Source organism: Chloroflexota bacterium (genome assembly GCA_026713825.1).
GTDB lineage: Bacteria > Chloroflexota > Dehalococcoidia > Lucifugimonadales > UBA1127 > UBA1127.
On record JAPONS010000080.1, the window covers coordinates 1 to 12,633 of the forward strand.

Genomic DNA, 12,633 nt, shown 5'->3' on the forward strand with positions numbered 1-12,633 from the left:
CTCAGCGCCAACCAGTTGAGCGGGGAGGTACCGCCGGAGGTCGGGAACCTCGCCAGCCTGCGAGTGCTGAGCCTCAGCAACAACCAGTTGAGCGGGGAGATACCGCCGGCGTTGGCCAACCTCGCCAACTTGGAACATCTGAACCTCAGCGCCAACCAGTTGAGCGGGGAGGTACCGCCGGAGGTCGGGAACCTCGCCAGCCTGCGAGTGCTGAGCCTCAGCAACAACCAGTTGAGCGGGGAGCTGCCGCCGGAGGTCGGGAACCTCGCCAGCTTGGAAGGTCTGGACCTCCACGGGAACGAGTTGAGCGGAGAGCTAGCACCGGAGTTGGGCAACCTCGCCAACTTGGAACATCTGAACCTCAGCGACAACGAGCTAACCGGGGAGATACCGCCGGAACTGGGCAACCTCACCGGACTGGAATCGCTGCGCCTCAGCAACAACCAGTTGAGCGGGGAGCTGCCGCCGGAGTTGGGCAACCTCGCCAGCCTGCGAGTGCTGAGCCTCAGCAACAACCAGTTGAGCGGATGTGTGCCAAAAGTTTTGCAGGATCAATTGGCGAGCCACGATCTTGGCGACTTGCCCTTCTGCCCATAGGCCCCGGCATCCCCCGATATGAGGATGGGGGACAGAATACGCCCCACGTGACAGGGCACAATCCGACGCCGACACCTATAATGCCCCTGCACACCTACACAGGAGGCCTCCCAATGCGGGGCATGCTCTTCCTCGGCGACAAACGCGTGACGCTGCGTGAGTTCCCGACGCCGTCCGGCCCGGCCGGCCGCCAGGTCGTCGTCAAGATGCGGGCCTCGGGCATCTGCGGCAGCGACCTCTCCTCCTATCGCAACGTGCCCGAGGGCCTCGGGGTCCGCGCGCACATCATCGCCGGCCATGAGCCCTGCGGCGAGGTCGTCGAGGTCGGCCCCGAGGCCCGCAACGTCCGCGTCGGCGACCGCGTCATGGTCTACCACTACAGCGGCTGCGGCCGGTGCGCCCAGTGCCTCTCCGGCTGGTGGCACATGTGCATCCACGGCGAGGTGATCTACGGCGCGCAGGCCAACGGCGGCTTTGCCGACTACCATCTTGCCGAGGACTACATGTGCATCCCCATGCCGGACGGTCTCAGCTTTGAGGAGGGCGCCGCCTGCGCCTGCGGCACGGGCACCGCCTATCAGGCCATCAGACGGCTCGACGTGAACGGCCGCGAAACCCTTGCCGTCTTCGGCCAGGGCCCTGTGGGGCTGTCCGCCACCATGTTCGGCGCGGCAACTGGCGCCTACGTCATCGCCGTCGACCCCGTCCCCGAACGCCGCGCGCTCGCCGAGAAGCTCGGCGCTGCGCAGACCGTCGACCCCTTCGACGCCGACCCCATCGAGGTCGTCAAGGCCGCCACGCACGGCCTCGGCGCCGACGCCTCCATCGACGCCTCCGGCATCGCCGAGGTGCGCACCGCCGCCGTCCGTTCCGTCCGCGACTGGGGCCGGAGCTGCTTTGTCGGCGAGGGCGGCACCGTCACCTTTGAGGTCACCAACGACATCATGCGCCGGCAGCTCACCCTCATGGGGTCCCGCACCTTCAGCACCATTGTGCTGGAAGAGTTGGGCCGCTACGTCGCCGACCGCAACCTGCCCCTCCGTGACCTCATCACCGCGCGCTTCTCCCTGGACCGGATCGACGAGGCATTCGCGCAGTTCGAGGCTGGCGCGCCGGGCAAGTTCGTCGTGACGTGGGACTAGCCCGGCGCAAACCTGAGAGGCAGGGCCTATAATGGCCCCATCACCCACTAGGAGGCCCGCCATGCAGGGCATGTTCTTTCTCGGCGACAAGCAGGTCGCGCTCCGCGACTGCCCCGCGCCGTCCGCCCCCACCGGCCGCCAGGTGGTCTTGAAGATGAAAGCGGCGGGCCTCTGCGGCAGTGACCTCCGCCCATATCGCTCGACGCTCGAGGTCCTCGGCCCGCGCGCCCACGTCATCGGCGGCCATGAGCCCTGCGGCGAAGTCGTCGAAATGGGCCCCGAGGCGCGCAACGTCCGTATCGGCGACCGCGTCATGGTCCACCACTACTCCGGCTGCGGCCGCTGCGAGCACTGCCTCTCCGGCTGGTCGCAGCTCTGCCCCAACGGCATGACGCTGTACGGCTCCCAGGCCCACGGCGCCATGGCTCCCTACCAGTTGGTCGAGGACCATATGTGCGTCCCCATGCCCGACGGCCTCAGCTTTGCGGAGGGCGCGGCCTGTTCCTGCGGTACCGGCACCGCCTACCAGGCCCTCAGGCGCCTCGGCGTCTCCGGGCGCGACACCTTCGCAGTCTTCGGGCAGGGGCCCGTCGGGTTGAGCGCCACGCTGTTCGGCGCGGCCAGCGGCTCCTACGTCATCGCCGTCGACCCCATCCCCGAGCGCCGCGCCCTCGCGATGAAGCTCGGCGCATCCGAGACCATCGACCCCAACGAGGTTGACCCCATCGAGGTCATCAAGGCCGCCACCCACGGCCGCGGCGCCGACGCCACCCTCGACGCCACCGGCGTCGCCGAGGTCCGCGCCCAGGCCGTCCGCTCCACCCGCGTCTGGGGCCGTAGCTGCCTCGTCGGCGAGGGCGGCGCCGTCACGTTCGACGCCACCAACGACATCATCCACCGTCAGGTAACGCTGATGGGCTCATGGACGTTCAGCACAGTGGTCTTGGAGGAGCTCGGTCACTACGTCGTCGACCGGGGCATACCCCTGCGCGACATGATCACCAAGACGTTCACGCTGGACCAGGTAGCGGAAGCCTTCGCAGACTTCGAGGCGGGCGCGGCGGGCAAGTACGTGGTGACGTTCGAATAGCCCCCTACACCAGCAGCCTCCATACCGGCGGAAGCCGGTATCCAGAGGGGCATGGGAGGTGCGGCGTCTACCCCCGCGGCCGGGGCTTCATGCGCAGGCGGTTGGCAATCTTGTTGTAGGTCGTGACGCCGTGCATCAGCGGCTGCGCCCACCACGGCGGCGCGTACGGGTGCAGTGTCGCCTCCCGCAGCGCGTCGAGGAATCCCTGCGGTGTCCCGTCGAACTCCGGCATCTCCGTGTACGTGCACCCCAGCTCCCACGGGTGGTGCGAGTCGCTGACGGCGGTGACTGCGAGCCCATGCTCCTCGGCAGCGGCCCGAGCCCGCTCCTCCGCGCCCCGGAAGACGTTGCGCGCGTTGAACGCCTCGATGATGTCCGCGTGCGGCAGCACCTCGACCATCGCGTCCTCCGAGAGCACGCTGCTCCGCACGTTGTCGTACGGGTGAGGTATGGAGACCAGCCCGCCCTGCGCCTTGATCCGTTCCACAGTCTCCATCGGCGAGAGCCCGCGCGGCACCTCCTCCGTCAGGAACAGCCCCGTGATCTCCCCGTGCGTGCTCTTGACCTCCGACGCGACGATTACCGGGAACGGCGCGATCTTCGCAACCGCCTGCCCGCCGCGAATCGTGTTGTGGTCCGTCACCGCAATACACCCCAGCCCCATCTTCACGGCGCGCGCCACCAGCTTCTCCGGCGACGTCGCGCAGTCCCGCGAGTACCAGGTGTGCATATGGAAATCGCCGCGCATGGTCGTCTTTGCCTCTCAGTCACCGGCGTAGTCGCCTGCGCCATCCCCGCCGTTCGCCCTGAGGGAAATCGAAGGGAGTGAGCGGCGAGGGCCTACGCCTCGTACTCCTCTTCCTCGTCCTGCACGCCTTGTGCGTCGGACATGAACCGCATCTGCTCGCCCATCGAGGTCTGCAGCCGCGTGATCCGGAGCTCGGCCGCGCTGAGCAGCTCGTTGCAGACGCGCGCCAGCCGGGCGCCCTCGGCGTAGAGCCCCGTCGCCTCGTCGAGCGTCAGCCCGCCGGCCTCCAGCGCCTGCACCGTCTCCTCCAGCCGCTGGTACGCCGCCTCGAAGGTCAGCTGCTCCTCGGTCTCTCCGTCATTCTTCTTGGACGTCATCTTCCCCGCTCCCGGCCCTCGCGCTGGATACATGGAACCTGGGCAACAGATACAGGGCAAGTGTAGCACACGAGGACTTGGGGCCGATGCGGGGGCAGCCTATGGTGTGGCCGGTGCGGGCGCGGCGTCCGCTGGCGCGGGCTCCTTGAGGTTGACCAGGTACGCGACCACGGCCTCGTAGTCGTCGCCGAGGACGTCATTGAGTCCCGCGGTCATGAGCGGCGTGTAGTCGGGGGCGATGAAGGCGGCGGGGTCCTCGATGGACTGCCGGATGTACTCCTCGGCGCTGAGGCTCGTGCGGGTGGCCGCCACCGTGCCGATGTTGCTGAGCTCCGGCCCGATGGTGCCCGTCGTGCCGGCGTCCGCGACGGTGTGGCAGATGCCGCACGTCGTGACGAACGCTGCGGGCACGCCCTCGGGCGCTGCGGGGCCGCCCTCTCTGATGATGGGGACGATCATGCCCAAGGGAGGGAGTGGGCCGGGCTGCGCGACTACCGTGGGGCCCGGGTTGAAACACGCCGTCAACAATACGACGGCCCCTAACGCGAGGGCCAACACTGTCACGATGATGCGGGAAGGCATGCCCGGTCTCCAGTCCAAGTGCAGCATCACAGCACTATGTTACGACTTTCACACACGGGTGTCCAGATAGTCCGAAGATGATTTTTTGACACGGCACAACCTCTACGCTGACGCTTCTCCAGACCCCCAATCCCCCTCCACGCGCGCGCTGAACTCGCCGCGATGCAGCCGCACCCGGCGCACATGGCCTAAGATGATTGACCCATCACTTCTGAGCGGACCCAACCTGTAAACTCTTCAATTGGGCGCATTTCTGCCAGGCGCTTGGTCAGTTTGTGAGTTGTGCTTTGCCCTTCTGCCATCCGAACAAGCGATCCTGCTCCTCCCTCAGACACGACACCCTTCCGCCAAGCGCGGAATACAATGCTCTGAGGGGCTATGCCAAGGCACAGCAGATATTGGTATGTCCTGTCCAGCCGGATGTGATTGAACTGAAATGTGCCATTCGTTCCCAGCGATGCCGTCTTGACTTCAAACCTCTGACCGGCAATGAGCAGGTCTGTAGGTGTTACTCGAGTGCCCTGGCTTACCGGAATGCCTGCCTGCGACAGGAACCGCATGACGAAGTCTTCACCAATTTGTCCACGATTGGTGTTGCCGAGGCGGCGGTAGCCCTCCATTGGTGAATCTATCCAAATCGAGCGCGGCGTACGCTCGGCTATGATATCCACCATGAGACTTACGGGATCTATTGGGGAGGTTCCCATATAGGACTGCTTTCGCCTCGCTTCCAAAGTACAAGGAAATAGGAATGGTTTTTTCTTGCATGGACCTGCTTGACAGCTCGGCTGACGCCCGGCCGGTTGTTGCGCACTACCACAAAGAGGTCCTCGGCAACGAATCCAAGCCCCGCAAAGGTCTGCATCAGCTCAACGTGGGTAAATCGTTGCCGATTGGCGCATACCTCATCCTGGCACTTGACGATGAAGATCCCGCGTTCTCGAAGCACCCTGTAGGCTTCCGCGCCTGCACCCGCGTATAGCTCCAAAACAGCTTCATGGTACTTCCCGGCGGTCTGTCTTCCTGAACCGTTGTTGCTGTAATAGACCTCAAATGCCTCATGCCCCTGATGCGCTGTGCCCCCGGGAGTGTGCATGTAGGGGGGATCAAGCACAACGCAGTCAATCTCTCCATCCCCGTACGGCAATGCACGACAGTCCACTCCCGTCTGGAGGTCCGTAGCCTTGAGAATGTATCGTCCCTTTGGGACCCACCGCCAGAAAACGCCTTTGCCATAGGTCACATCGGCAACGACACTGCCTGGCTTGACGTAGAGATCGAGTATTTGGGGGAAGACCGATTCATTGCCGTCTACGTGTGCGCTGACGACAAGTTTATTGGTCGGAGCGCCATTCGATACTGTTCGCCTGTTTTCAATCGGCGATTCTTGTATAGAGGTGCCGTTGAGGTCTGGCTGCATTGGCTGTCCCTAAGGCAAGAGTTTTCTTGAGGCGAGTTCTCCTGGTGACAAGTTATCATCAAGCAGACCATTTGTGTCAATAACAGTCGGCGGCATTTTACGCGCCTTTGCCCACACCGCTCATTGTTTCGTTTGACCATCCCCCTCCACGCGCGCGCCGAACCCGCCCCGGTGCAGCCGCACCCGCACGACGTCCCCCGCCGCCACGTCCGCCGCGTCCAGAAGCGTCTCCCCTGTGTCCTCGCGGCTGACGACGGCGTAGCCCCGCCGCAGCACGCCCGCCGGGTCCAGCGCGCTCAGCCGCTGGTCGAGCCCCGTGGTCCGCTGCCGGTGCATCGCGAGGCTGTTCTCCAGCCGCATGACGAGCCCCGCCAGCAGGTCGTCCACCTGCTGCCGCCGCGACGCAGTGTCGGGCACGCGCCGCTCAATGACCGAAAGGCAGTCGCGAACGTCCGCCATCCGCAGCGCAAGCTCCTGCTGCACGCCCTGGTACAGCGTCTGCCCGTTCTGCGCGACGCGCGCCGCCAGGATGCGCGAGTCCGGCACCGCGAGTTCCGCCGCGGCTGAGGGAGTCGGCGCGCGCACGTCCGCCACCATGTCCGCCACAGTCGTGTTCGTCTCGTGCCCGACCGCGCTGATGACCGGCGTCCGGCTGCCGTACACGGCCCGCGCAACCGGCTCCTCGTTGAATACCCACAGGTCCTCTGTCGAGCCGCCCCCGCGCGCCAGGATGACGGCGTCGATGCCCGGCTCCGCGTTGATGACCTCAAAGGCCTCGATGATGGACGGCGCCGCCGTGTCCCCCTGCACAAGGCACGGCGCCAGCGCCAGCTCCGCCAGCGGGTAGCGCCGCTCGACGACCGTCTGGATGTCGTGCCAGACGGCTCCCGTCGGCGACGTGATGACCCCCAGCCGCTGCGGAAACGCCGGCAGCGGGCGCTTCCGGCTCGGCTCGAAAAGGCCCTCGCTCTCAAGCTTGACGAGCAGCCGCTCCAGCTCCAGGTACCGTTCGCCCATCCCCTCGGGGCGCGCCAGGTCGACGATGCACTGCAGGTCGCCCCGCGCCTCGTACACCGAGATCCGCCCGTGCGCCGAGACCGCCGCTCCGCTGCCCAGGTGCTCGTGGCCGCTCCCGCCGCGGAACATGACGCACCGCAGGACGGTGTTGGCCTCTTTCAGCGAAAAGTAGCTGTGCCCCGCCGACGAGCGCGTGTAGTTCGAGACCTCGCCGCTCACCCACAGGTCGGCCAGCAGGGCGTCGCGTTCCAGCGACTCCTTGATGTACCGCGTGACCTGCGAGACTGTGTAGACGGCCATCGCTCATCCCCTGTGCAGCGCGAGGGGCGCCGTGTGCACCGGCGCCCCTTCGACAACCTCGTTTCGTGTCCCCGACCGGTTACTTCACCAGCGACAGGTACTCGCCGGTGCGGGTGTCCACCTTGACGACCTGCCCGACAGTGACGTGCATCGGCACCCTGACCTGCGCGCCCGTCGCCAGCGTCGCGGGTTTGCGCCCCGACGACGCCGTGTCGCCCTTGAACGCCGGAGGCGTGTCGACGACCTCCAGGTCCACTGTCGTCGCCAGCTCGACGCTCAGCGGCTCGCCCTTGAACGCGACGATGGTGATGTTCTCGCCTTCCTTCAGGAACTTGGACTGGTCGCCGATCTGGTCCGGCGTCAGCGGGAACTGGTCGAACGACTCCATGTCCATGAAGATGTACGACGTGCCGTCGTTGTACAGGTACTGCGCCTCGCTCTCCTCCACGTCCGCGACGGTGAGCCGCTGGCTTCCCGGCAGGTTGCGCTCGAACACCTTGCCCGTGCGCAGCTGCCGGACCTTCAGCGTGAGCGTCGGCGCCCGCTGCTGCATATAGACGTGCTTGAAGTCCACGATCTGGTAGGCGTCGCCGTCCATCTCGATAGTCAGGCCCCTGCGTATCTCGTTGTAGTTCACCGTATCCGCCATGCGTGTCTCCTTGCCTTGGCCCTATCCCCGTCCCGTCGTTCCTGCGCAGGCAGGAACCCCGACGAATGCTGCCCTCTCCATCCTGAGGAAAACGCCCCCGCCACTCCGCATTCCCGTGGGGGGGAAATGGCGAGACCATCCTCCGTTCGCCCCCCTTATCCCCGCCCCGCCATTCCGGCGAATGCCGGAATCCAGAATGGCTGTGGGGCGCCCTTCCATAGGCCCCTACCCGTGCTTCGGGTTCTCGTGCTTGTGCGACGTGGTCAGCGAGCGCACCTTGCCGTTCTCCATGACCACCGTGTCCTCGATTCGCACGCCGCCCCAGCCGGGGATGTAGATGCCCGGCTCGATGGTGAAGACCGTGCCGTCCACCAGCGGGTCTTCCGTGCGCGGGCTCACCCGCGGGTACTCGTGCACCGCGAGCCCAATGCCGTGCCCGAGGCTGTGCCCGAACCGGTCCCCGTAGCCCGCCTTGTCGATGATGTCCCGCGCGATGCCGTCGGCGTCGCCCGAGTTCATGTCCGGCGTGACCGTGACCGACGCCGTCATCTGTGCGTTCAGCACCGTGTCGTACACGATGCGGAACATCTCGTCCGGCTCACCCAGGCAGATGGTGCGCGTCATGTCGCTGTTGTAGCCCATGTACCGCGCGCCGAAGTCCATCACTACCGTCTCGCCCGCGCCGATGCGCCGCTCCGTCGGGTGGTGGTGCGGTTTCGCGGCGTTCGGCCCCGACGCAATGATCGTGTCGAAGGCCAGCGCCTCCGCCCCCGCCTCACGCATCGCCCACTCCAGCCGCCACGCGACCGACTCCTCGGTGTCGCCAATCTCGATCGTCGGCGACACGACGGCGAAGGCGTGGTCGGCGATCTCCATCGCCCGCGTCAGCAATGCCAGCTCGTCCGGCTCCTTGATGGCCCGCAGCGGGTCGATGAATTGCGACGTGGCCAGGAGGCTGACCTCCTTGGCAGCCTCGTCCTCCTTCAGCGCGTTGACGATGGCCGAGTGCAGCGCAACGGTCATGTGCCCCGCCTCGAACCCGACGCGCTTGACGCCAAGCTCCTTGAACAACTCGGCCACCCAGCTCAAGCCGCCGCTGATGCGGTCGACGCGGAAGTCCGGCGCCTGCAGCTCCGCCTGCTCCGTGTAGCGAAAGTCCGTCGCCAGCACGGCCGCATCTTGGCTGATGACCAGGTACCCCGCAGAGCCAACAAACCCGGACAGATACCGCCGGTTCTCAGGCGAAGACACGAAGAACGCGTCCAGCTCCAGAGTGGAGAACTTCTCCCGCAGCCGTTCCAACCGATTCTTCATGCCCTACTCTCCTTCAAGTGCTCCACCAGGTAGTCTATCGCATAGAGGTAGCCCCGCCAGCCCAGTCCCGCGATCGCGCCTCGGGCAACCTCAGCCGTCACCGACTGCCGCCGCCACCGCTCCCGAGCGTGGATGTTCGACAGGTGTACCTCGACGACCGGCAGCCCCGCATCCACAAGCGCGTCCCGCAGCGAGATCCCATAGTGCGTCAGCGCCCCGCCGTTCAGCACAACCCCGTCCGACGACGCCGCCTCAGCCTGCAAGAAGTCAACAATAGCGCCCTCGTGGTTCGACTGGAAGCAGACAACCTCCGCCCCCAGCTCCGCCCCACGAGCAGCAGCAGCCGCCTCAATCTCCGCAAGCGTAGTCGTCCCGTACAAAGACGGGTCCCGACGCCCCAGCATATTGATATTCGGCCCGTTGACCAGCAGAATCCGCAAAACCCCTCCTCAGACAATGACCGCCAACGCCCTCAGTCTACCTGAGGGACGCCCAACCCGCCAACCGGCGCCCCACATCGTCATACCGGCGAAAGCCGGTATCCAGGGGCGATAGAGTGGGGTCGTTCGCTCTGAGAGAAATCGAACGGAGGGGCAGAGAGCCGGCTTGACGATATGGCTTGACCATCGATGACAATATGGTTAGTATGGCACTATGAAAACAACGCTCAACATCCAGGACGAATTGCTAACGCGCGCAAAGCGGCACGCTCAGCGGACCGGACGTCCACTGCGTGCCGTAGTCGAAGAGGGTCTTCGCCAGGTGCTCTCTTCCGAATCCCCTGGTGGACACTATATTCTGCCTGATTGCAGCGTCGGCGAAGCTGGAGGCAGGGATCCCCTGGAGGCGTACTCCTGGCAGGACCTCCGTGAGGAGATATACGGAGCGCCTGAACGCCGATGATCGCCGTCGACACCAACCTGCTGGTGTATGCGCACCGGCGCGAATCACGGCTTCATGTAGCGGCCTCTTCGCTTTTGCGCGGATTGGCAGAGGGCAACGACGTATGGGCTATTCCTTGGCCATGCTGCTACGAGTTCCTCAGCGTGGTGACCAACCCTCGAATCTGGAAGGATAGCGCGACCACGCCGGATCAGTCATGGCGTCAACTCGCTGCTTGGACAACCTCCCCTTCCGTACGTCTGATAGGAGAGACAGAGGACTTTCCGGAGATACTCGAGAGTTTAGTTCGACGCCCCCGGGTCATCGGCGGCGTTGTGCATGACGCCAGGATAGCGGCGATATGCGTAGCCCATGGAGTGGAAGCGCTCCTGACCAGGGACCGCGACTTCTCACTGTTCCCCGAACTCAAGACGCGGGACCCGCTAGCCGGGTGACCGCAGTTGGCAAGCCCTTCCCCGTCGTTCCTGCGCAGACAGGAACCCCGAAGCACGCATTGTCCCCGTTCGCCTTAAGGGGAATCGAAGCCTGTCCTGAGGCTCTCGAAGGGGAGGAAGGTTTGCGCTGGGCAGCCCCACACCTCCCTGCCACCACCCCCTCGCGCGAACGCCTCGCCCCTCGCTACCATTCCCCCATGCACAGCGCGACGGCGCGCACACTCAGCCATCTCGAAAATGCAGGGAACACCGGAAAAGGGGACAGAAATGCAGTTCTCGACAGCTAGGAAGCCCATTCGCAGCGGACTATACGAGTCATATCTGTAGAGGGCAGTTTCCTAGGGGCCTCGTTCTGCAGAAAAGCACATCAAGCGACTCGAATCGAATGCCGCGCAACCCGGCCGGCAACCACCCCTAGAACGACGACTCCATCATCCCCACCGGCACCTCGATCAGCGTCGGCGCCTCGACCGCTATGGACTCCCGGATCGCCGTCTCCAGCGCGTCCGCGTCGTGCACCCGAAGCCCCCGCGCGCCGAAGGACTCGGCCATCTTCACGAAGTCCGGGTTGTGCAGCTCCGCCCCGTACGGGTGGTCGTTGAACCGCCGCACCTGCTCCCGCAGCACGTTGCCGAACGCATTGTCGTTGAACACAACGGTCACCGTGTTGATCCCGTAGTGCACGGCGGTGGCCAGCTCCTGCACGTTGTACATGAAGCCGCCGTCGCCGGTCACGCAGACCACCGGCGTGTCCGGCCGCGCCACCTTCGCCCCCAACGCCGTCGGGAACGCGAACCCCAGGTTCCCCGAGTACGATGACGTGATGAACGTGCCCGGCTTGTAGACCGGAAAGTACGCCCGGCTGAAGTACCCTATCTGCGTCATGCCGGAGATGAAGATGCCGTCGTCCGGCAGCGCGTTGCGGATGGCCCGCATGAAAGACCCCTGCGGCTCCATCAGGTTCGCCGGGTCATTGCGCGTCGCGCGGAACGCCTCGTACTCCGCTTGCCTGCTCCCGCTCGGCCCGGCGAGCCCCGACACCGCCTCGTGCAGCCGCTCCAGCGAAAGCGTCGCGTCGCCGAGCACCGGCAGCGTGTCCTTCCAGTTCCGCCCGATTTCCTCTGGGTCGACGTCGATCTGCACGACGCGGTGCCCCTCGGGCAGGTTCGCCGTCGCCAGCCGCGTCCCCACCGCCAACACGACGGAGTGGTCGGCGACCACCCGTTGCATCATCTCCTCCCGCCCTCGCGGCGAACCCAGCGACAGGTAGTGGCGGTCCGAGATCGCCCCCTTCCCCTCGCCCGTCGTGAGCACCGGCGCCTGCAGGTGCTCGGCCAGCCGCGTCAGCGCTGCCGACGCCGCCTCCGAGTTCGCGCCCCCGCCGGCCCAGATGACCACCTTGCCGTCGTTCTCTGCCAGCAGCCGCGCCGCCTCCGCGATCGAGTCCGCCGACGGCTCCGTGCGGTCGTACATGGCCGGCTCCAGCAGCTCCACGTCGAGCGCCTCCGCCAGCGTGTCGGGCGGGATCTCGATCTCGACGGGCCGCGGCCGGCCAGTGTTGAGCTGCCGGAACGCCTCGTGCACGGCCGAGGGAACCTCGTCGGCGTTCAGCACGCGGGCCGCCCACTTGGTTACGGCCTTCACCGACTCCAACTGGTCGTCGATCTCGTGCAGCATGCCCCTGTTCACGCCGATGAGGTCGCGGGGGATCTGTCCGGCCACCAGCAGCACCGGCGACGACGCCGAGTACGCCGTCGAGAGCCCCGAAGTCGCGTTCAGCACGCCCGGCCCCGGCACCACCATCGCCGTCCCGACCCCGCCGCCCGCGCGAGCGTACCCGTCAGCCATGAACGTCGTCGCCTGCTCGTTCCGAGTGCTGATCCATCGGATCCCCGGCTCATCGAAGAGCGCGTCGGTCGCATAGTAAAGCTGTGCCCCCGGCAGCCCGAAGATCACCCGCACCCCCTCCCGGTACAGCGACTTCGCCAACGCCTGCCCGCCGGTCATCTCAGCCATGCAGTCCTCCCGAAGTGCCGTCTCGTGGTCGTGGGGGCAAGCTA

General features: G+C 65.8%; 14 protein-coding genes. 4 read left to right on the forward strand and 10 right to left on the reverse strand.

Annotated features, from left to right (window positions below; translation table 11 throughout):
• The 3 genes from OXC99_10040 to OXC99_10050 all read left to right on the forward strand — a co-directional run.
• On the forward strand, positions 1–597 hold a 597-nt coding region (locus OXC99_10040; GenBank protein ID MCY4625321.1), incomplete at its 5' end, for a leucine-rich repeat domain-containing protein.
• Between the two features lie 113 nt (positions 598–710).
• Positions 711–1,739 (forward strand): zinc-binding dehydrogenase, encoded by a 1,029-nt coding sequence (locus OXC99_10045; GenBank protein ID MCY4625322.1) that lies wholly within the window; start codon positions 711–713, stop codon positions 1,737–1,739.
• Between the two features lie 61 nt (positions 1,740–1,800).
• Positions 1,801–2,829, forward strand: a complete 1,029-nt coding sequence (locus tag OXC99_10050) for a zinc-binding dehydrogenase (GenBank protein ID MCY4625323.1) — start codon at positions 1,801–1,803, stop codon at positions 2,827–2,829.
• A 67-nt stretch (positions 2,830–2,896) separates the two neighbouring features.
• Here OXC99_10050 and OXC99_10055 read toward each other — a convergent pair whose 3' ends face one another.
• The 9 genes from OXC99_10055 to aroQ all read right to left on the reverse strand — a co-directional run bounded on the left by OXC99_10055 (position 2,897) and on the right by aroQ (position 9,676).
• Positions 2,897–3,577, reverse strand: coding sequence for a PHP domain-containing protein (locus OXC99_10055; protein ID MCY4625324.1), 681 nt, complete (start codon positions 3,575–3,577; stop codon positions 2,897–2,899).
• A 92-nt stretch (positions 3,578–3,669) separates the two neighbouring features.
• A complete protein-coding gene (gene xseB / locus OXC99_10060) occupies positions 3,670–3,954 on the reverse strand; it encodes an exodeoxyribonuclease VII small subunit (protein ID MCY4625325.1) in 285 nt (94 codons plus the stop codon).
• Positions 3,955–4,053: 99 nt separating this feature from the next.
• Complete coding sequence (locus OXC99_10065; GenBank protein ID MCY4625326.1) at positions 4,054–4,536, reverse strand: cytochrome c; 483 nt, start codon at positions 4,534–4,536, stop codon at positions 4,054–4,056.
• A gap of 188 nt (positions 4,537–4,724) precedes the next feature.
• On the reverse strand, positions 4,725–5,210 hold the full coding sequence (locus OXC99_10070) for a hypothetical protein (protein ID MCY4625327.1): 486 nt from the start codon (positions 5,208–5,210) through the stop codon (positions 4,725–4,727).
• A 14-nt stretch (positions 5,211–5,224) separates the two neighbouring features.
• Positions 5,225–5,956, reverse strand: coding sequence for a DNA methyltransferase (locus tag OXC99_10075; GenBank protein MCY4625328.1), 732 nt, complete (start codon positions 5,954–5,956; stop codon positions 5,225–5,227).
• Positions 5,957–6,076: 120 nt separating this feature from the next.
• A complete protein-coding gene (gene xseA / locus OXC99_10080; GenBank protein MCY4625329.1) occupies positions 6,077–7,273 on the reverse strand; it encodes an exodeoxyribonuclease VII large subunit in 1,197 nt (398 codons plus the stop codon).
• Between the two features lie 79 nt (positions 7,274–7,352).
• On the reverse strand, positions 7,353–7,922 hold the full coding sequence (gene efp / locus OXC99_10085) for an elongation factor P (protein MCY4625330.1): 570 nt from the start codon (positions 7,920–7,922) through the stop codon (positions 7,353–7,355).
• A 225-nt stretch (positions 7,923–8,147) separates the two neighbouring features.
• On the reverse strand, positions 8,148–9,236 hold the full coding sequence (locus tag OXC99_10090; protein ID MCY4625331.1) for an aminopeptidase P family protein: 1,089 nt from the start codon (positions 9,234–9,236) through the stop codon (positions 8,148–8,150).
• Entirely contained in the window at positions 9,233–9,676 is a 444-nt protein-coding gene (aroQ, locus tag OXC99_10095; GenBank protein ID MCY4625332.1) for a type II 3-dehydroquinate dehydratase, read from the reverse strand. Before aroQ ends, OXC99_10090 begins: the two co-directional genes overlap by 4 nt.
• Positions 9,677–10,135: 459 nt before the next feature.
• On the opposite strand from aroQ, the gene OXC99_10100 reads away from it, so the two are divergent.
• On the forward strand, positions 10,136–10,573 hold the full coding sequence (locus OXC99_10100; GenBank protein ID MCY4625333.1) for a PIN domain-containing protein: 438 nt from the start codon (positions 10,136–10,138) through the stop codon (positions 10,571–10,573).
• A 414-nt stretch (positions 10,574–10,987) separates the two neighbouring features.
• On the opposite strand, the gene OXC99_10105 is transcribed toward OXC99_10100, so the two are convergent.
• Entirely contained in the window at positions 10,988–12,589 is a 1,602-nt protein-coding gene (locus OXC99_10105) for a thiamine pyrophosphate-binding protein (protein ID MCY4625334.1), read from the reverse strand.
• Positions 12,590–12,633 lie beyond the last annotated feature (44 nt).